Raw genomic sequence first — 21501 nt, forward strand, 5'->3', positions numbered from 1 at the left:
AAGGACACGAAGGTAAAATGCAGAGGTTAAGGCATATTTTCCCTTTTTTCCTTACCTTGACAAGGCTAGGTGGACAATACCTGACCTAAGAGGATGTCCCAGAAGTGTCAAAAGTTAGTTTGATACCCCCAGCTCCTTTTTCAAGGGGGGAGAATTAAGTCTTAGTCCCCCTTGAAAAGGGGGATTAAGACCGTCTCAGCGTCTCGATTATGACTTTTCAGACATCCTCGAATAATTAACGCTAAATTTCGCTCGGCTGCGGCGCATCTAAAAAGCCGATTTGAATCAGGTATGAGAAGTAGGTATGAAGGAATTTGTCATCTACTGGTGGACAACAGATTGAAGCGCTGGCAAGTTTATCAAGGGTATTCTGGAAATTGGTATCTTCCACAGAATTTGATTTTGGTGTTGAGGACTCCGCTTTACTGGCACGATTAGATAAGCTTTGCTCAAATAAAGGTATGAGCGAAGAGACTGCATTATCCTGAGAATGTTCGGCATAATTTGAGAGTTTGGTTTGCCATTCTGCATAGGAAATTTGCTGAATTGAATAGCCAAATGAACTCAGCCACTTGAAAATATCGCTGATTAGGATTGGGTGTGGACTTGATAAATGGAAGTCTTCACCAAGTAAGTTCTTTTGCTGCGATAGATGCAGAATGGCTTGGCTCACATAATCAACTGGAGCCGTCCTTAATATTCCATTTTCGGCGGGCGCGCTTTTGAGTTGAATATAGCCTTTGATGGTTCTGCACAGATGATCGTTTGGATTACAAGCACCAGTTTGGCTGTGTCCTGATACACTACCAATTCTGTAAATAGAGGCGGGAAGACCTTGCGATCGCGCACTCATTATCAACTGTTCCGCAACCCATTTACTCTGAGCATAGCCACTCTTTGGTACATCATTGTCGGCTGATAATAGAGTAGCGAGGGTTGAAACATAATGCACTGGCTTCACTTTGGTTTGACAAGCCAATCTCAAGATTTCCTGCGTCCCCAAAACATTAGGTGTTTTGAGCATTGAGTAGGGATAAACAAGATTTATTGCCGCCCCATTGTGATAAATCACATCGATTTTATTTGCCAAAAGTTGAAATTGCTCGTGGGAAAGACCTAACAAGGGTTGGGATAAATCTCCTAAGACGGGAATGATTCTAGAGCTGAGAGATTCATTCCAAATTAAATAGGATTCCAGGTTGCTTTGCAGTCTCTTTTTGGCGGATTCGATATTAGGAGAACGAACTAGACAATAAATGTCTGCTTGGGTTTGTTGTAGCAGTTCATAAAGTAGAAAAGCTCCCAAAAAGCCCGTTGCTCCCGTTAAAAAGATACAAGTTGGATCAGTTAAATCTTTAACAGGTGAAGTACTGGGGCGGATGGAGGAATCTAGGATGGCATCAGCAAGTAACTGTTCAATAGTAATTTCCTTGCTAGTGGTGAGGTTTGCCGGAAGGGGCGTTTCCAGGGGACTTAGCTTTGGTTGTGAGTCAGAAGGGGTGTAGACTGGCGATCGCATAGTCTGACAGTGGGTGATTAGCGATCGCAATCTCTCCTGAAAATCTTCTGCTAAACTCTCAATTGTCACCCGGCGATGAACGGCCTCGCTGTACGTCCAATTCAGCCGCAGCTGACCTCCTACAACAATCCCATTGATATCTAACAGGTAACGCCGATGCCCTCTTGGACTGCGGACAAGACCGCTGGATTCCTCGGCTAGAGCCAACAGCGATGATTGAAATACTTGATCGGATTGACCTAAGTAGTTGAAAATCACTTCCGCTTGAGGCATTTGCAACTGCAAAGGCTTTTCCAGATTTTTGCTTAGATAGCGCAGCACGCCATAGCCAAGACCCCGATTTGGGATAGTACGCAGTTGCTTTTTGATAGCCTGCAAAGCATCTCCAGGGTTAGAAGCTTCCTCTAAGCTCAACCGCACTGGGAAGATGGTAGTAAACCAGCCGACTGTACGCGACAAGTTTACATCGTCGAAAATTTCTTCGCGCCCGTGACCTTCCAAATCCACTAATAACGAATCCCCTGTCCACTGTCCGAAGGCTTGCACCAGCGCTGTGAGCAACACATCATTGATCTGAGTTCCATAAGCTGCTGGTACCTGCTGCAACAAAGCTTGAGTTTCTTCTTGAGAGAGGGTTACGGACACTGTGCTAACTGACGCTACAGTGTTGGCACCTCCAGAAAAATCCACTGGTAGAGGACAAACTGGTTTCCGTAGCTGGGTCAACCAATAATTCTCCTCTTGCTGGAGTTCTGATGAGTGGGCGTATTCCTGCAATCGTTGCGCCCACTGCTGGAAAGAAGTTGTTTTGGGTGGCAGTTGGATCGTCTCACCCCGGCTAATTTGCTCGTAAGCTGTCTGAAGATCCTCTAGTAAAATCCGCCAGGAGACACCATCAACAGCTAAGTGGTGGATGACAATCAACAGGCGATTCGGCTGGTTGTTACCTAAGGTAAAAAAGACAACTCTGACCAAAGGCCCTTCTGATAGGTTCAAGCTAGTTTGTACTTCGGCGGCGGCGGATTCTAAGGCGGCTTTTTGTGCATCGGGGGAGTGCGCCGACAAATCCAGGCAGGTAAATGGTACTACCTCATTGAAACTAGCATTGACTTGTTGACGAGCGTCGCCTTCTTGAATAAAACGCAGACGCAGTGCGTCGTGATGTCTAAGCAAGTGCTGCACGACTATTTGCAAAAGCTGTGGGTCTAAATCGGGCGGCACTTTTAACAAGACAGCTTGGTTACTGTGGTGCGGATCGAGGGGATTGTCTTCAAAAAACCAGTGCTGAATGGGGGTCAGAGGCACCTGTCCAATTACCATCCCCTGTTCTGCCTGGATAGTATGGGTAGTGCCAGCAAGAGCAGCTAATTGGGCAATTGTCGGAGCCTCGAAAAGCTGCTTGGGAGTTAGAGTCAGTCCGGCTTTGTTGGCTTTGGCGATTACCTGAATATTGAGGATAGAATCGCCGCCTAAATCGAAAAAGTTGTCGTGGATGCCCACTCTCTCAACGCGCAGGATTTGCGCCCAGATGCCAGCTAGCAGCTTTTCAACCGGGGTTTTAGCGGCCGTATATTCTAGGAGTTGTTCGCTAGTGGAATTCGGGGCTGGCAATTCCTGGCGGTTTACTTTGCCGTTGGGCAGCAGTGGCAAAGCCAACAGCCGCACAAAAGCTGATGGGATCATGTATTCCGGCAGCTTTTCTTGCAGGAAGTGGCGCAGGTTGCTAATTGTGAATGTCGATTCTGGGGACGGGACGAAATAAGCGACTATACGGCGATCGCTTACTACATCTTCTCGCGCCACAACTACAGTTTCCCGCACACCTGGGTATTGTTTTAACACCGCCTCGATTTCTTCCAGTTCTATCCGGAAACCCCGAATTTTCACTTGGTGGTCAATTCGTCCCAAAAATTCCAGGTTCCCATCTGGCAAGAAACGCGCCAAATCGCCAGTTTTGTAAAGGCGTGTATCAGCTTTAAAGGGGTTGTTGATAAATTTTTGGGCAGTTAGTTCGGGGCGATTTAAGTAGCCGCGAGCTAAGCCAGCGCCGCCGATATATATTTCTCCCGGTACGCCAATTGGTACGGGACGAAGATCGGAGTTTAGTAGATAAATCTGCGTGTTGGTAATAGGACGACCGATGGGAAGACGAATTAATTCTGGTGACTGGCAATGGTAGACGCTGCTCCAAACTGTGCCTTCGGTTGGGCCATATTCGTTAAACAAGGATGTTTTTGGAAGCTGTTCTAGGTGACGGGAAACTAATTCTTTTGGACAAAGTTCGCCGGCGACGATGACAGTACGCAGTGAAACAAGCTGTTCTGATTGAGCTTGTTCTAACAGGAGAGCGTAAAGAGATGGCAGACTTAAGAAATGGGAAATATGATGTTGACTAATTAAGCCGAGGATTTGTGACAGATCCCGTTGTACACCTTCCTGGGGAAGAACGAGCATTCCTCCTTGAGTAATACTCCAGAATATACCCGCGATTGAACTATCAAAGGCAAATGATGAAAGCAGCAAGAAGCGATCGCATGGTTCCCGATAGTAAGCTAAACGCGCACTGGTTGAGTGAACTAAATTTTGATGCGCGATCGCTACTCCTTTCGGTTTGCCTGTGGAACCGGAGGTATAAATAACATAAGCTAAGTTATCGGACTTGGCTTCATGGGTAAGATTTTCGTCGCTTTCTAAGGCAATATTTTCCCAATCTGCATCTAAGCAAATTACACTAGCTTGATGTTTGGGTAATTCAAGTAACCGCTGTTGAGTCAACAGCACTGATACCTGAGCATCCTCTAACATGAAGGCTAGACGCTCTTGGGGATAAGCTGGGTCGAGGGGTATGTAGGCTCCGCCAGCTTTGAGGATGCCCAAAATCCCGACAATCATTTCTAGTGATCGCTCTACACAGATTCCTACTAAGACCTCTGGTTCTACGCCTTGTTTCTGTAGGTAATGAGCTAATTTATTCGCCCGCTGATTCAGTTGGCGATAGGTTAATTCTTGAGTATCAAACACAACTGCAATATTGTCTGGTGTTTGATTTACTTGGGTTTCAAAAAGCTGGTGGATGCACTGGTTTTGTGAGTAATCAGTTTGGGTATTGTTGAAGTCAGCCAAAAGTTGCTGTAGTTCGCGATCGCTTAAGATTTCTAACTGTGCTATCGATGCGTTAGGGTTGTTAGTAACGCTTTCTAACAATTTCACAAATTGCTCTGATAAGCGTTTGATATCTTCTAGAGCGAATAAGTTGCTATCGTAGTAGAATTCTGCAATTAAGCCGTCCCTAAGAATACAAGAAAGTTTGATTTTGAATCGTTCTATACAGACATACTCTTTGTTAATTGTAAATACTTTATTCTGGTTTGGCTCTCGCTCAAATTCTTCAAACTCAAAAGTAAACGGGAAAAAAGCTGTATCTAAATGATTTACCCGTTGTTGCCAAGTAAAATATTCTTGCCATTTGTAGCCTTCATTGACAGAATTATCAACCAGTTCTAAAACTTGGCTGAAAGGTAAATTTTCTGACAAATGAGTTTGAATGGGTAAATATTTAGCAAACAACCCTAGTGCTTGCTGTAAATCCTCATATTTCCGCCCTTCATATGCTGTCCCGACGGTAATATCTGGATAGTCAATCAAACGCCACAGGAGAACTTGCCAGCAAGCCAATAAAAATTCTGAAACCGAAGTATCATTCCCCACTAAGGTTTCTATAGCTGCTATCAAATTTGGAGGAATAGCTGCTGTCAAAACTTGCGGCTGAAATTCTGTATTTTCAGAAATTTCATTCTCATAACTAAGCTTTAAATTTGACAAGCCTGATAAATCTTTTTGATGCCAATATGCTTTTTCTAACTCTCCTTCTCCCTCTAGTAACTCATTCTGCCATTCAGCAATATCTGCATATTGCAGTGGTTCATCTGAGAATTTTTCGCCACGCAAACAAGCTACATAGGCATCATTGATTTCCCGTACTAAATTTCTCAATGTCGCCTTATCTGCAAGCATAGCTGGTAAGCTTACCAGCAATATATACTTGTTTGACGATAGGGAAATCAGAGATAGATGTAAAAGGAAATCTTTTTCAAAATTTAACGGAGAACGTAGCGTTTCATTAAAAAGCGCCTCAACTTTCTCATCTTGTGTAACGGGAGGGAAACCGCTTAAATCGTAGTAATTGATTGAGGGTGTAACACCATGAGTAATTACCTGGAAAGGAAGAGCCATCCCGGATAGAGAGCGGAAATTCGTGCGGAGAATTTCATGTCGATTTACTACCTCTTGTAAGGCACTTTTTAAGATGTTTTTATCCAGCCCGTGGTGCAATAAGGTACATTGGACACGATAAGGTATGCTAGAGTCAATTTGCTGTAATGACCATAGATGAGCTTGCTGAGGGGAAAGCCGATAACCTTCCACGATTTCATCTGGCATTTTTGTGTCTACGCTTTGCATCTCTTTAACTCCTTTTGTGTACCCTATATTTCTGAATTAGTAAACGGTTCAGCCATTCCCACTACAACCTTGCGCGAACCTACAAAAGGTGTACGACTATGAGCGACTGACATATTATCCAACATCAATACGTCGCCTTCTTGCCAGGGAAAAATCACCCTCTCTTGCAGATAAGCTTCGCGAAGTTCATCTAATACAGATATTTCAATTGGAGAGCCATCACCGTAGTAAGTATTATTGGGAAGGTCTTCTTCTTTAAACTCCGCCAACAATGTTTCACGCATCGTTGGTTCTAGTGTAGAAACATGGAAAAAAGTAGCATGATTAAACCAGATATTCTCTCCGGTTTGAGGATGTTTGGCAACAGCTTGCCGGACTTGGCGAGTCCTGAGACGATCACCACTTTTCCACTCAAATTCAATCCCATTACGACGGCAATATTCCTCTACCACAGTTTTATCTTCAGTTTGAAAAACTGTCTGCCAACTTAATCCAAATCCATCATTATAGTTTCGGACATACAAAACTTTTTTTTCGATAAAATGCTCTCTAATTTTTGGATTGATGCGCTGAAAAATATTTCGACAGTCAGCAATAGGGGTTTCTCCTCCCTGCTGCGGAGCTATAAGACAGCCAAAATATATTTTTAGAGGCCAAGTTAGCCAATAGGTTCCTTCGTTGTGTAAAAAGATGCTTTGTTCGGCGGGGTAATCAGTTGAAGTATAGATTTTGCCGCTGATTTCATGGCGTGGCGATGAGCGATCGCGATATTCCAGCAGTTCTCCGGTGGAAGTGGTTTTGATAAACTGGTTAAACAAATCCGTTGAATTTATATTAAAATTCCGAAAAAGTAAGGCTCTGTAGTTTAGTAACAGGGTTTTAACCGTTTCCTGGTTACTTGTAGCCCAATCTAATAAATTGACACCTGGGACGGCTGGTTTTACAAGTAGAGGAATGCTTTTACCAGGGAGTAGATACTCGGTTTCAATTAACTCATTTTGGGAGAGGTTGAAGGGTTTGCGAGTAATCGACCTTTTATTAAAGGGAATTTGGGAATCTATTTTTTTCATAATCTATTACGCTCCGGAAGATTTTTAACCGCGGATTGCTTTTCTTTTGGCGTTTTTTAGCTTTTGTAAGCTGGTTGATTCTATTTGCTCTTGTTTGAGCAACAAAGATGGTTCTTTTTGTTCGCTGTGCGCTTGGTAAGATTCAGTTGGCTCGTTGGCTAAAGTGGTAAGAGTTTGGAAATAGGTATGACCAATCTCTTCGATTTGCTGCTGGGATAATTCAGAGGTGTGGCACTTTAAGAAAAGTTTGATTTGAGATGTAGTAACATTCAAACCAAAATCAGCTAATAAGGCGAAATCGGTCATTTCAAAGTGTATATCATCTAAAACCTGCAAATCGGTGAATGATTTCAGACGCTCATAAACATGGAAATGAGTGAAGTTAAAACAAGTTTCAAAGAGTTGCTGTTTTCCTAAATCTTTCTGAATTTGAGCCATTGGATACCATCGGAAAGGTAATAATTCGCGCTCAGCTGCAAAAGCTTCGCGAATCAGGTCAAGCCAAGTACCTCCGGAAAGTTTCATCCGAAATGGCAAAGGAGTGAGGAAAAGTCCTAGAGAGCGATCGCTACCGCTGTCTGGGCGACCATTTGCTGAAAGTATTGTTAAAATGTCCGATTGACCGCTTAAAGTGGCGATCGCTCTCAGGTGTGCGGCTACCAAAACGCTTTTGAGTGGAACAGCAGCAACCTGAGTCAGCTGCTTGAGCTTTTGGGAAATCTCTGCGCTGACTGGAATCTCTAGTACGCGAACCGCCTCTGTATTTGTTTGGGAAACAGAAGTGCGAGGTAATGTTGTCTTTGTGCTGTCACTGAGTTTTTGAATCCAATACCGTTTACATTCCTCCGACCGAAGCGCATTTTTCTGCAAAGCTACAAAATTTCGGAAAGCGATCGCTTGGTTCGGTAACGGTGGCGCAATTTCTTTACCCAGAAGGAAGAAATATTGCTCAAATAACTCTGTGAGTAACAATGCTACACTCCAACCGTCGAGAATCACATGGTGGAAGCTCAGCGTAAATTGAAAGGTAGCTTCCCCACGGCGATGAACCTGAAAACGCAGTAGAGGAGGACAATTCCAATCAAAATTCTGTTTCTTTTCCGCTTCCATCCAACCAGCGATCGCTTCCTCTTGCTCGGCGGGTGAGAGGTGGCGCAAGTCTTCTACCTGCAAAGGAATCTCCACCATCCGATGCACCAGTTGCAGCGGTTCGGAGAAGTTTGTCAGATTGAAAGAAGTACGCAGTACAGGATGACGGGTTAACAATTGCTCGATAGCCGCCGTCAAAACCTGAAGGTCGAGAGGCGTTTGCAGGTGGAAGCTGAAGATGTCATGAAAGAGAGTAGAATCCTGGCTATAGGCACTGTGGAACAGCATCCCCATCTGAAGCATCGCCAGGGGATAGGCATCTTCCACATTTTCCGGCAAACTTAACCGATCTGCTGAGGAAATCAGGCTAAATGGTTCTGTGTCTGATATGGGTAAGCTGGATTCTGTCCGATTGGCGTGTTGAGCCAGTTCGCCTATCGTTTGATAACGGAATAGCTGTTCGATAGAAAAATCTATCCCCTGTTTCTGAGCTTGAGTGCGAACTTGGATACTCCGAATCGAGTCGCCCCCCAAGTTAAAAAAGTTATCATGAATGCCCACCGACTGCACGCCCAGGACTTCAGCCCAGATTTCGGTAAGCACCTGTTCAACAAAATTGCGCCCAGCGACAAAGGCGACATCCCGCTCAGGTGTGGCGACGGGGGTTGGCAATGCTCGCCGATCTACCTTACCATTCGGCGTTAGAGGTATGGCTTCGAGTAGTACGAAGGCGGCGGGTATCATGTAGTTGGGCAATTGAGCTAGAAAGCTACGCAGTTCGCTGATGGCGATCGCTTGTTCTGGGTAAGGGACAACATAAGCTACCAAACGTTGTTCGCCAGAATTTTCGCCTTGCGTTACAACCAGCCCTTCAGAAACAGCAGGGTGTTGAGCCAACGCCGCCTCAATTTCTCCTAGCTCAATGCGGAAGCCGCGAATTTTTACTTGGTCGTCAATTCGTCCTAAGTATTCAATGTCTCCATTGGCTAGATAACGTGCTAAGTCGCCAGTTTTGTAAAGGCGTTCCGATTGTGGATTGTGGATTTTGAAGGGATTGGAGATGAACCGTTCCGAAGTCAGATCGCTACGGTTGAGATATCCCCGCGCCAAACCCGCGCCACCAACGTACATCTCGCCCGGAACTCCGATAGGAACTGGCTGCTGATGACTATCGAGTATGTAGATTTGCAAATCTGGAATTGGACAACCAATTACACTTCCCGAAACCAGATTCAGATCGGCAGCTGTCAGCAAACGATAGGTTACGTGTACGGTGGTTTCTGTAATGCCGTACATATTGACTAGCTGAGGAAACTGGTCGCCATGACGGTCAAACCAAGGCTTCAAGCTTTGGAGGTTTAAAGCTTCTCCACCAAAGATTACCAAACGCAAAGACAACGCCTGTGTCGGATTAGCCACTTCTTCTGCTCGAATTAGTTGGCGGAAGGCTGAGGGAGTTTGGTTAAGGACAGTTACCTGCTGCTTACACAATAAGTCATAAAACAATTCCGGCGAACGACTCACCCAGTAAGGGACTACCACCAACCGCCCACCAAAAAGCAGAGCGCCCCAAAGTTCCCAAACAGAGAAATCGAAAGCATAGGAGTGAAAGAGCGTCCACACATCGCGATCGCTAAATTGATACCACGACTGCACCGCGTCAAACAGCCGGACGACATTCCCGTGCGGGATTAATACGCCCTTCGGCTGTCCTGTAGAGCCGGAGGTGTAGATAACATAAGCCAGGTTGTCAGTTGTCGTCTGAGTGACTGGATTAGCGTCGCTTTCTTGGGCAATGCCCCATGTATCCAAACAGATTACTTTAGCTTTAGATGTCGGTAAAGCTTCTACCAACGACTGCTGAGTTAACAACACTGGCACTTGCGAGTCTTCTAGCATGAAGGCTAGACGCTCGCTTGGATAGGCGGGATCTAAGGGAACATACGCGCCACCAGCTTTGAGAATGCTCAGTAGCCCGACTACTGTGTAAAGCGATCGCTCTACACATATCCCTACCAATGTCTCTGCACCGACTCCCAAAGACTGGAGGTAGTGAGCTATTTTGTTTGCCCGTTGGTTCAGTTCCCGATAAGTTAACTGCTCGTCTTCAAAGACTACTGCGATCGCGTCGGGCGATCGCTCTACTTGCGCCTCAAACAGCTGATGTAAACACAACGAAGGCGGAACTAGCAAAGTCTGATTCTTAGTCAGTCGTTGCTGACGTTCAGCTTCAGTCAGCAGGGGTAATTCCGAAATCCGGGCTTCCGGATTAGCAACAATACCTGCAAGCATTGTTTGAAAATTCCCCAACATCCGCTTGATTGTTGTGGCATCAAATAAGTCTGTGTTGTACTCTAACGATCCGATCAGTCCTTCCTCGGCGAAAGACATCGTTAGCGTTAAATCAAACTTAGCGATCGCGCTTTCCACCGCTAAAAAGCTGAGGCTCAAGTTTGGCAGCTTCAGCACCTCTTTTGGGGCATTTTGTAGCACAAACGCCACTTGAAATAGCGGGTGATAGCTCAAGTCTCGCTCTGGCTGAAGTTCCTCTACCAAATGCTCAAAAGGCAAGTCCTGATGGGCATACGCTCCTAAAGCTACCTCCCGTACTCGCCCCAACAACTCCCGGAAACTGGGAGCGCCAGAAATGTCAGTACGCATCACCAAGGTATTCACAAAAAAACCAATTAACCCTTCTATTTCCGCTCGGTTGCGGTTAGCAATTGGTGTGCCTACCAGGATGTCATCCTGTCGCGTGTAGCGGTACAGGAGAGCTTTAAACGCTGCCAGCAGAGTCATAAATAGGGTGACATTCTCCCGCTGCGAGAGCGCCTTTAGTGCCTCAGAAAGACTCGCTGGTAATACGAAAGATTGGCTGGCACCCCGAAAAGTCGAAACAGGCGATCGCGGTCGGTCAGTCGGTAACTGCAAGGCTGGCAAATTGCCCCTAAGCTGTTGCTTCCAGTAGGATAGCTGCGTTTTCAGCACTTCTCCCTGAAGCCATTGCCGTTGCCAAACAGCAAAGTCTGCATATTGGATCGGCAGTTCGGGTAACGGTGAAGGCTGACCGTCAACATAAGCTTCGTAGAGTGCCGCTAATTCTCGGATCAGGACTCCAATTGACCAGCCATCAGAGACGATGTGGTGCATTGTAAACAGCAGCACATATGCTTCGTCCAGCTGGAGCAAAGTACCGCGCAGTAAAGGTTCGCGCCCTAAATCAAAGGGTTGCTGCGCCTCTAGTATCGCTTGCCTTTGGATCTCTGCATCTCGCTCACTCTTCGAGAGATGCCGCAGGTCTACCACAGGTAGAGTTAACTTTAAACTGGGGGCAATTACCTGAATCGGTTGCCCCTGTTGAGTTGCAAACGTAGTTCGCAAAACTTCGTGACGCTGGATCGCCTCATTAAAGCTCTGCTCCAATGCAGGTATATTCAGCGAACCCAAGAGTAGCACAGCAGCAGGAATATTATAGGTAAAGCGTCCCGGCTCCAACTGATCGAGAAACCACAATCGCTGCTGGGAAAAAGAGAGAACCGCAGGCTGCTGGCGATCGCGTCGAGGAATAACTTTAGACTCCTCAGTTCGCACAGCTTGTTCTCGCAATGCCTTAAGCACCAAGGCGCGTTTCTCTGGCGAGAGATTTTTTAGCCGTTCTAAGCGATCGTTAGTCGTCATTAGCAACACTCCTCGCCAGCTGGTCATATCCTGTTAACACGGGTAGCTTTGCAGCCGTCGCTATCTGATCGTCTAAAACTGCATCAATATCACTTTCAGTAGTGAGTGGATTTGCCAACACTGCACGCAACGCCACAATAGATTTACCTTTCCCGTAGCAGGTGGTATCTAATGTTGTCCGCGAAACAAATGTATGACCAGCCTGTCGCTGAGCATTCTGAAGCAGTTCATTAAATTGATTAATTGATTGTTGGTCGGCTTCAGTTAACTCACCTTTAGCAACTTTCTGTCGCCAAGGTTCGGGAATGTAGCGATATAGAAGAATATTAATTTCTGGCTCTACCAGCAATTCAAATTCAGGTCGCAGACAAATTAAATTTGCCATGTATTGAGTTTTCTGGATACCGCTATCAATCAAAAATTCATAACCCTGATGTCCGATAATATTCAGCGCCGCTTGTAGAAATAAACTGTTTCCCGGACGAGACCCTTCTAAGGTGCGCTTTCCTAAATCAATTGACCCTTTGCGGACAGTATAGCGGGCTGTTTTTTCAATAACGTTTGCCATTTGCGGATTGCGGAAAAACACCATACCAATTCCCATTGGCAGATACATTTGTTTATGTCCATCGATGGTGACAGAATCCGCTTTTTCGATGCCAGCTAGTTTATGTTGGTGTTGCTTTGAAAAAAGAACTGGCCCACCCCAAGCCGCATCTACATGAAAGTGAACATTTGCGTTTTGGGCAATCTCCGCCATCTCTAAAAGTGGATCTACCGCTCCCGAATCCGTACACCCAGCAATACCCACGATGGCGATAATAAGTTGGTTACGGGCGCGACACTCGGCAACAGTTCGCCGTAGAGCGAGTAAGTCAATCCGATGGTTACGATCTACAGGGATTTTTATCAAGTTGCGATCGCCAATGCCCATCATCCCCGCAGCCTTCTCAAAAGAGTAGTGCATCAAGGCAGAGCCAATAATTACCGCTTCCTTGTAGCCATAAAAATTTAGAGCCGCTGGTAAGCCTTCATTTTCAACCCCAGTAAAATCATCTTTTGACCCTAATGAAGCGTTACGAGCGCACCACATTGCTGTTATATTTGCCAGAGTCCCGCCAGTTGCGATCGCGCCCAAGGTACTCTCGCTTTCTTGAATATGTTGATGATAGAAATCATCAGAAAATTTGTAAATCAATCGGTGCATCATCGCTAAAGCCTGACGTTCGCAAGGGCTAAAAGCTTTTGAAGTTTCTACCTTAACTACGTTTTGATTCATGGCTGCGATCAGCTTCCCCAAAGGCAGGACAAAATGGGGCAGTGCCGAGGTCATGTGACCGATGTATCGTGGGGAGGATGTATGAATTGAATGGGCAACTACACTTTCAGTCAAGTAATCGATATAATCCCCCACATCAGATGGCTCGACCGGAATTTTACTATCGGTAAATTTTTCGACTATTGAATCCAGCTCAATATCAGTGCTGACGTTTTTAGTATGCAGAAAACTTTGCGCGATTGCTGTAATTCGGGCTTCTATTTCTGTCTGGGTTCCATCTTCGGAAATCGAAAATAATTCCATTAACTGGCTTTCGACTTGCTCCAGGTTGCGTTCAGAAGCTAGGTTTTCATTTGGTAAGCTTGGCACTTTAATTGTTTCTTTCATCTAAAGACACTTCCTTTTCAAGCTAAAGCTACAAAATTTATAAGACTTACAGAAAAAATCTAGGTTGAGGGGCGTGGCATTTTAGGTAATAAAACCCAACGATAATATTAGGTTTGTTGGGTTTCGTTACCTCAACCTACTTGCTACTTTCCATCATTTTGACAATCGATTAAAATCTTCTGTATTTCGTCTTCCTCTAGTCCTTCCAATTGGTCTAGCATTTCATCGATATCTGTGGAGCTTGATACCAAAAGAGCTTCTTCCACCATCTCAGCTAAATTCTTAATCGTGGAAGACGCGAAAAAATTTCGCAATGATATATCTACACCAAAATTGGTTCGTACCCGCGATAACAACTGCGTTGCTATCAGAGAATGACCCCCTAAATCGAAGAAATTGTCATAAATTCCCGCCTGTACCCCTAGCACTGCGCTCCAGATTTCGGCAAGTTCTTTTTCAGTTTGAGTTTGCGGGGCTACAAAAACTGTTTCCCGTTGGGCTGAGAAAGTTTCTGGTGCTGGCAGTGAATTGCGATCCACTTTTCCGTTGGGCGTTAGCGGCAAGGCAGGAAGCATTACGAAAGCTGATGGCACCATGTACTCTGGTAGCTTCTCTTTGAGAAATTGGCGCAGTTGGCTCGATTTTGAATTGATCAGCTGGTTGTCAGGGACAACATAAGCTACCAGCCGCTTGTCACCAGTCTCATCCTCCCGTGTCAGAACTACCGCTTCCTGAACTGCTGGGTGTTGAACCAACAACGCCTCGATTTCGCCGACTTCGATGCGATACCCCCGAATCTTCACCTGATGATCCAGCCGACCCAGGAACTCAATATCCCCAGTGGGCAGGTAACGCCCCAAGTCTCCAGTTTTATAAAGGCGGTCTGAAGAAACTAAAAGGGAAGAATCTGTTGACTTTTGACTTTTGATTGCCTGATTAAAAGGGTTAGGAATAAATTTCTCGGCGGTCAGTTCAGGCTGGTTGAGGTAGCCGCGTGCTAAGCCATCACCGCCGATGTATAGCTCTCCCGGTACGCCTATTGGGACAAGTTGCAAGTTGCTATCCAGCAGAAAACAACACGTATTGGCAATCGGGCGACCGATGGGAACGCAAGAATCTAGCGCGTTTTCTGTTGTGTCGTACCAAGTAACATCAGCAGACACTTCAGAGGAGCCATAAAGATTGATCAGTCGGCTTTGAGGCATCCTCTGGCGAAAGCGTTGACAAAGTTCAACACTAAGGGCTTCGCCACTGCTAACCCAATACTTCAGTTTGGGAAGGCGGCTGGACAAATCGGCGAACGTGTCTAAGATGACGCGCAGCAACGACGGAACTAAGACGATGCGCGTGACCTGCTGTTCAGAGAGAGTTTGTACTAACTGGTACGGATCTTTTACAACTTCATCAGCAATGATTACTGTTCGCAACCCGTGCAGTAATGGGGCAAAAATTTCCCAGACAGAATCTACAAAGTTTAAAGAGGTTTTTTGGCAACAAATATCATCTGTGTTGAAGGGATAGGCTGCCCAGTAACAGCGATTGACTGCGCCTTGGTGCCGACCGAGGACACCCTTGGGAGTTCCAGTGGAGCCAGAGGTATAAATGACATAAGCTAGATTGCCAAATGTCACGCGGTTAGTAGGGTTTTGAAAGCTTTCTTGGGCAATGTCCCTGTCCCAGTCGCTATCCAGACAAACCACAGAACGGCAGGATGAAGGAATTTTGTCAGAATAGCGATCTTTGAGTGCAGAATGGGTTAGTAAAACTGACACTTGAGCATCGTTGAGCATGAAAGCTAGACGATCTCTGGGGTAGGTGGGATCTAAGGGAACATAAGCTGCTCCAGCCTTGAGAATGCCGAATATGCCGATGATAGTATAGAGCGATCGCTCTACACTAATGCCAACTAATTCCTCTGTTGCCACGCCCAGCCGCAGCAGGTAGTGCGCTATTTTATTAGCCTGCTCATTTAGCTCCCGGTAAGTCAGTTTTTCGTCTTCAAAAACAACGGCAATGGCATCGGGTGTGCGTTCTACTTGAGCTTCAAATAGCTGATGCAAACATTGTTTCGGGTAATCTACCTTTTGGTTGTTCCACTCAACTAACTGTTGATGTAATTCCGCTTCTGTTAACAGCGGTAAGTCACATAAGCGCTGTTGGGGATTGGTTGCCATGCCTGCGAGTAAAGTTTGGAAATGACTTAGCATCCGGATGATCTCGGCGGCATCAAAACAGTAGCAATCGTACAATATCCTCAGCTCCAACTCTGAACCTGGGATGGCAAATACAGTTAGGGGATAATTTGTTTTTTCAAAGACAGTAAAATTCTGAATTTCTAGATTGACTTTCCACTCCTGTAAAATTCGATCTACTGGGTAGTTCTCAAACACTAAAATGCTCTCAAACAAAGGTTGACCTCGTGGCACTTCGCTCCACCCTTGCACCTCTACCAGGGGGCTGTACTCGTATTGACGCATCTCCACCAGTTGAGCCTGAAGTTGCTTGAGCCAAGCCAACAGAGGCTGATCCGGCTTTACTTGTACCCGCACGGGCAGCGTATTAATCAACAGCCCAACCATAGACTCGGCTCCTGCTAAGTCGGCTGGACGACCAGAGACCGTGGCTCCATAAACTACGTCGTTCTCGCCGCTTCTTCGACTCAGAAGCAACGCCCATGCTCCCTGAACTAGGGTATTTAGGGTTAGCTGATGCTGTCGTGCCAAGGATTGCAGGGCTGCTGTGGTAGTTGACGAAAGCTGAAGCACTTGTTGATTGCAGTCTTTTTGGAAGCGGGAGCTAACATCTAACTCTAAGCGATTTGTAAATGGATTAAATCCCTTGAGCTTTTCTCGCCAGAATGCTTCGGCTTTTGACAAATTTTGCTGCTGTAGCCAAGCGATGTAGTCCCCATAGCTACTAATGGGCAAATCTGGCTCCTGTTGTCCTTGAGAAAGGGCTGCGTAAATTTCAACGACTTCTTTGAGTACCAATGCTGTTGACCATCCATCCAGAATTAGATGGTGCTTGCTCCAGATGAATTGGTAACTTTTTTCGCCAAGTTGCAGCAAATTCAGGCGCATTAAAGGTGCTTCGGACAGGTCGAAGCCTTGACGATCTATTTCTAGCAAGGTTTGAAGATGTTCTTGCTGTTCTGAGGGAGAAAGCTGTTGCAAATCATGCTGCACCAGCGGCACTTTAATATGTTGATGTACGACTTGCAATGGCTTTTCCAGGTCTTCCCAATGAAAGCTAGTACGCAAGGCGGGGTGACGAGCTATGACTTTCTGCCATGCCTGCTCGAAAGCAGAAACATCAAGATAACCCTGCAAGCTATAGTGCAACTGTAGGAAATATACTCCAGATTCTGGGGTATACAAACTGTGAAAGAGTATGCCCTGCTGTGCTGGTGATAGTTCGTAAATATCTTGAAGATTTTCTACTTTCATTTGGCTTTCTTCTCACTGGTGCGGTTGATTTTGGCAAGCAACTTGTCCAGGTCTTTTTGGTTCAGTTGGGCTTTTGGGAAGTCAGTTGGGGTGTAGCCTCCTGCTTCGGCAGATTGGCAGTGAGCAATGAGCGACGCACAAGCTGTGAGAAATTTTTGCGCTAGGCTTGACACAGTTGAATCTTTATGTGTTGCGGCGCTGTATGTCCAATCTAGTTGCAGCTTTCCGTTGACAACAAAGCCAGTGATATCCAGTAGGTGAGGGCGCTTTCCTTGGGGACTCCGCGCCGCGCCGCTCGATTCTGGGGCTAAGCTAAACAAAGAGGACTGTTGTAAAGCTGGGTCAAACTGGCCCAGGTAGTTGAAACAAACTTCCGGTTGAGGAAGCTGGCGCGATCGCTCTTTTACTGATGTGTCTGGCTGGAGATATCGCAGCACACCGTAGCCAATTCCTCGATTTGGAATCTGGCGCAATTGTTCTTTGATAGCTTTGAGTGCCTCTCCCGGTTCAGGCGCTGCTTCTAACTCCAATAGCACCGGGAATAAAGTCGTGAACCAGCCGACCGTGCGCGACAAGTCCACATCCTTGATAATTTCCTCTCGGCCGTGACCTTCAAGATTAACTAAAAGCGATCGCTGTTGAGTCCAATCGGCAAAAGTCTGCACCAGTGCTGTCAGCAACACATCATTCACCTGGGTTTGATACGCCGATGGCACCTCTTTTAACAGTGCTTGCGTCTGGGACTCACTCAACGATACCGAAACCGTGCGAGCTAACCCCACTGTATTCGCGCCCCCTGGAAAGTCCACAGGCAAATGCGATCGCTGACGGGGAGCTAACCAATAATCTTGCTCTTTTCGTAGTGTCGTTGATTGTGCATACTCCTGCAAGCATTCAGCCCACTGCTTGAACGAGGTTGTCTTCGCTGGCAGCTGTATCGTTTCATTCCGGCTTACCTGTTGATAAGCCGTTTGCAAGTCTTCCAGCAAAATCCGCCAGGAGACGCTATCAACAGCTAAGTGGTGGATAATCAGTAACAAGCGGCTCGGTTTAGAAGGCCCCATGTTAAAGAGCGTTACCGCCATCAACGATCCTGCCGACAGATTCAGACTAGCTTGCTGTTCCCCAGCAGCAGCTTCAATAGCTGCGGTTTGTTCGCTGGGTGAGAGGGTCGATAAATCCAGCACAGTTACTGGCACTACTCGCTGATAATCAGTATTAACAGCTCGCCAACCCGATGCTTCTGGAATAAACCGCAGACGCAGAGCATCGTGATGTTTCAGCAAGTGCTGCACCACTTGCTGTAATAGGTTGGGATCTAAATTCTGTACTTGCAGAAGAATAGCTTGATTCCAGTGGTGCGAATCGGGTAAATTTTGCTCAAAAAACCAGTGTTGAATTGGGGTAAGAGGAACAAACCCCGTTACCAGACCTTGTTCAATTTCGATGGTTTGGGCGATATCCGCCACTGCTGCTAATTGGGCAATTGTCGGATGTTCAAATATTTGCTTGGGGGTCAGCCGCAAGTTTGCTTTATTGGCTCTGGCAATTACCTGAATGCTGAGAATGGAATCCCCGCCTAACTCAAAGAAGTTGTCATAAATACTCACTTGCTCTAAACCCAAGATTTGCGCCCAAATTTCCGCCAACACCTTTTCCTGGGGATTGCGAGGTGCGGAAAAACCTGGATTAAATTCTGGCTTAGTCGCGTCCGGCGCTGGCAGGTTGTTGCGGTTTATTTTGCCATTAGGTGTTAGAGGCAAGGCTTTGAGCAGTACGAAGGCAGAAGGCACCATATACTCAGGTAATTTCTGCTTTAGAAAGTTACTTAGGTCGCTGATGGTAGCAGTATGGGAATCCGGAACAACATAAGCGACAAGACGTTTCTGATCCGGCTCATCTTCTCGCGCCAGTACGACAACTTCGCGCACTTTTGGATGTTGACTCAGCACGGCTTCAATTTCCTCTAATTCGATGCGGAAGCCATGCAGTTTGACTTGACGGTCTAGGCGACCCAAAAATTCTAGGGTGCCGTCTGGTCGGTATCTTGCTAAGTCACCAGTTTTGTATAGTCGTTCTTGAGAAGGCTGATTAAAGGGGTTGGGTATAAATCGCTGGGCGGTTAGTTCGGGTTGATTTAGGTAGCCTCTGGCTACGCAATCACCGCCGATGTAGAGTTCGCCCGGTACGCCTATCGGCACGGGTTGCTGATGGGTGTCTAGTAAATAAATCTGCGTGTTGGCTAGGGGACGACCTAAGGGAACGGTTGCTCTACTCGCCTCGGTTGGCAAGCTTTTTACTGAATAGGTAAGTACGCCAACGGTGGTTTCGGTCGGGCCGTAGTGGTTGAGAATCTGACATGGGGAGTGTTGTCGCACCTGTGAGATCAAATTCCAGCTGACGGCTTCACCTCCCAAGATTAAACACTGACGGGGCAGGATTTGCTCTGGATGGGAGGTTGTTAGCAGGGCTGCTAGGTGGGTTGGGACTATCTTGAGACAGTCAATAGGATGGCGGCGGCAGTATTGGGCTAGTGCTACTGGGTCGGTAGCTCGTTCCTGAGAGATGATATGCAGGCATCCCCCGGTACAGAGGGCTGGGAAGATGGCTGTGTTGCCGAGGTCGGCGGCGATGGTGGAAACGGTGGCGAAGCTGGCACCACTTGGCAGTACCAATTTTTCTAGGATGGCGTTGAGATAATTGAGGAGTTGCCGATGCTCAATAGCAACTCCTTTGGGCTTGCCAGTGGAGCCGGAGGTGTATATGACGTAGGCTAAGTTTTGGGCGGTGGTATGGCTGATGGGGTCGGAGTGGTCTTCTTTAGCGATCGCATCCCAATCCAGACATACTACTTGCGCTTGCGGTTGAAGTTCAATAAGGTGTTGTTGTGTTAACAGGATGGTTGCCTGTGCTTCTTGCATTCGCAAGGCTAAGGCTTCTTTGGGTAATGCCGGATCTAAAGGTAAATATGCTCCGCCTGCTTTGAGAATTCCCAGCAAACCGATGATCAGTTCTGGGGATCTTTCCAGGTGCAGGGCGACGATGATTTCGGGTTTAACTCCGAGTCGCTGTAGGTAATGAGCAAGTTGATTGGCTTTAATGTTGAGTTCGGCATAGGTGAGTTGCCGATCTTCAAACACCAGGGCAATGTTGTTGGGTGTAAGCTGTGCCTGTGCTTCAAACCAGTGGTGAAGACAGGAATAGGGGGAAGGAGCGGTTTTGTTGTTGTTAAATTCGACTAATAGTTGCTGTCGTTGGCTGCTGTTGAGGATTTCTAATTGCGCGATCGCTACTTCTGGATTCTCAATGGCATGGGTTAGCAAGGTTTGAAATTGTGCCGCTAACCGCTCAATTTCTTCTGTCTCGAATAAGTTAGCGTCATAGTGCAATTCTGCTGTCAGAGAATCATTCTGCTCTTTGCAAGAGAGTTTTACTTTGAATCGGTCGATGCAGGTGTAAGACTTGTAAATGGAGAATAATAGGTCTGCCGCAGAATATTGAGGCGGCTGGGATTCAAATTCAAAGCAAAAGGGGAAAAACGGTGTTTCTTTATTTTGGGTGTTACTTTTAACAAGATATTCCCAATTAAAGGATTCTTGCCATTTCAAAGCATCGCAGGTTATCTTGTTAAGCTGCTGCCACACTTCATAAAATTTAAGTTCTCCCTGCAAACAGCCCTGGATTGGCAAATATTTTGCCAGCAAGCCTATTGCAGGTTCTAACTCTTCATGGTTTCTGCCAGCACAAGCAATTCCTATCTCAGATTTACCCGTAATCCGCCACAGTAATATCTGCCAGCAAGCCTGTAAAAAGCTAGAAACAGTATATATCTCTTTATTCGCTAAAGCTGCAATTTTTGTCTTTATCTCAGTATTTAATTTTAAGGAAATAGACTCTGGTTTAAATACTGATATCAACGGCTTTTCATTAGGAAGCGTACTTTGGATAAAGTTTAAATCCAAATTGCGCCAATACTCTTTTCCCGTTTCTGCCTCTTCAGCTTCAAACAGCTCATTTTGCCATGCCGCAATATCTGCATATTGCAAAGGTTCGTCACCCAAAGGACTATTCTGGATACAAGCTGCGTAAGATTGGCTAATTTCACCTACTAAATTATTAATTGCTATCCTATCTGCACAAAGAGCTGGTAAGCCAAGTAGTAAGATATGCTTTTCCGGGGAAAGAATTGCTAAAGATACTTGCAAATTTGAGCCATGAGATAAATCGAAAGGATGCTTTTTTGCTTCTTGAAAAAGTACCTCTAGTTTTGCTTCTTGTTCCTCAAATTCTAACTGCTTTAGATCGCACTTGTTAACTTCGGGTAAATTGCGATCGCTTATTACTTGTAAAGCAATTGACATCCCGCTTAGGCAGCAAAAACTTGTTCGCAGTATTTCATGTCTTTCTACAACCTTTTGTAAAGCTGCCTCTAGGACTTTTATCTTAAGATTTCCTTCTATTAAAACAGCACAATGAACCCGATAAGGCTGACTCTGGTTTTGCTGTAACAACCACAAATTTTTTTGCTGCGGGGAAAGCTCAAACCCCTCTATAGATAATTCTTGCATATCC

6 protein-coding genes are annotated in these 21501 nt (G+C 46.0%); all 6 read right to left on the minus strand.

Going from position 1 to position 21501, the window contains the following annotated elements; all coding sequences use genetic code 11:
• Window positions 1-241: 241 nt before the first annotated feature.
• Window positions 242-5980 carry a non-ribosomal peptide synthetase gene (locus NDI42_RS01450; RefSeq protein ID WP_190455745.1) on the minus strand — a complete coding sequence of 1913 codons (5739 nt, stop codon included), beginning with the start codon at window positions 5978-5980 and terminating at the stop codon, window positions 242-244.
• A gap of 23 nt (window positions 5981-6003) precedes the next feature.
• Complete coding sequence (locus NDI42_RS01455; RefSeq protein ID WP_190455750.1) at window positions 6004-7050, minus strand: TauD/TfdA family dioxygenase; 1047 nt, start codon at window positions 7048-7050, stop codon at window positions 6004-6006.
• 24 nt (window positions 7051-7074) lie between these two features.
• On the minus strand, window positions 7075-11844 hold the full coding sequence (locus tag NDI42_RS01460; RefSeq protein WP_190455753.1) for a non-ribosomal peptide synthetase: 4770 nt from the start codon (window positions 11842-11844) through the stop codon (window positions 7075-7077).
• Window positions 11807-13483: a pyridoxal-dependent aspartate 1-decarboxylase PanP gene (gene panP / locus NDI42_RS01465; RefSeq protein ID WP_190455755.1), complete on the minus strand. Its 1677-nt coding sequence runs from the start codon at window positions 13481-13483 to the stop codon at window positions 11807-11809. Before panP ends, NDI42_RS01460 begins: the two co-directional genes overlap by 38 nt.
• Before the next feature lie 143 nt (window positions 13484-13626).
• Window positions 13627-16929, minus strand: a complete 3303-nt coding sequence (locus NDI42_RS01470) for a non-ribosomal peptide synthetase (RefSeq protein WP_190455758.1) — start codon at window positions 16927-16929, stop codon at window positions 13627-13629.
• Window positions 16926-21497: a non-ribosomal peptide synthetase gene (locus NDI42_RS01475; RefSeq protein ID WP_190455763.1), complete on the minus strand. Its 4572-nt coding sequence runs from the start codon at window positions 21495-21497 to the stop codon at window positions 16926-16928. Before NDI42_RS01475 ends, NDI42_RS01470 begins: the two co-directional genes overlap by 4 nt.
• Window positions 21498-21501 lie beyond the last annotated feature (4 nt).

The organism is Funiculus sociatus GB2-C1, assembly GCF_039962115.1.
GTDB classification, from domain to species: domain Bacteria; phylum Cyanobacteriota; class Cyanobacteriia; order Cyanobacteriales; family FACHB-T130; genus Funiculus; species Funiculus sociatus.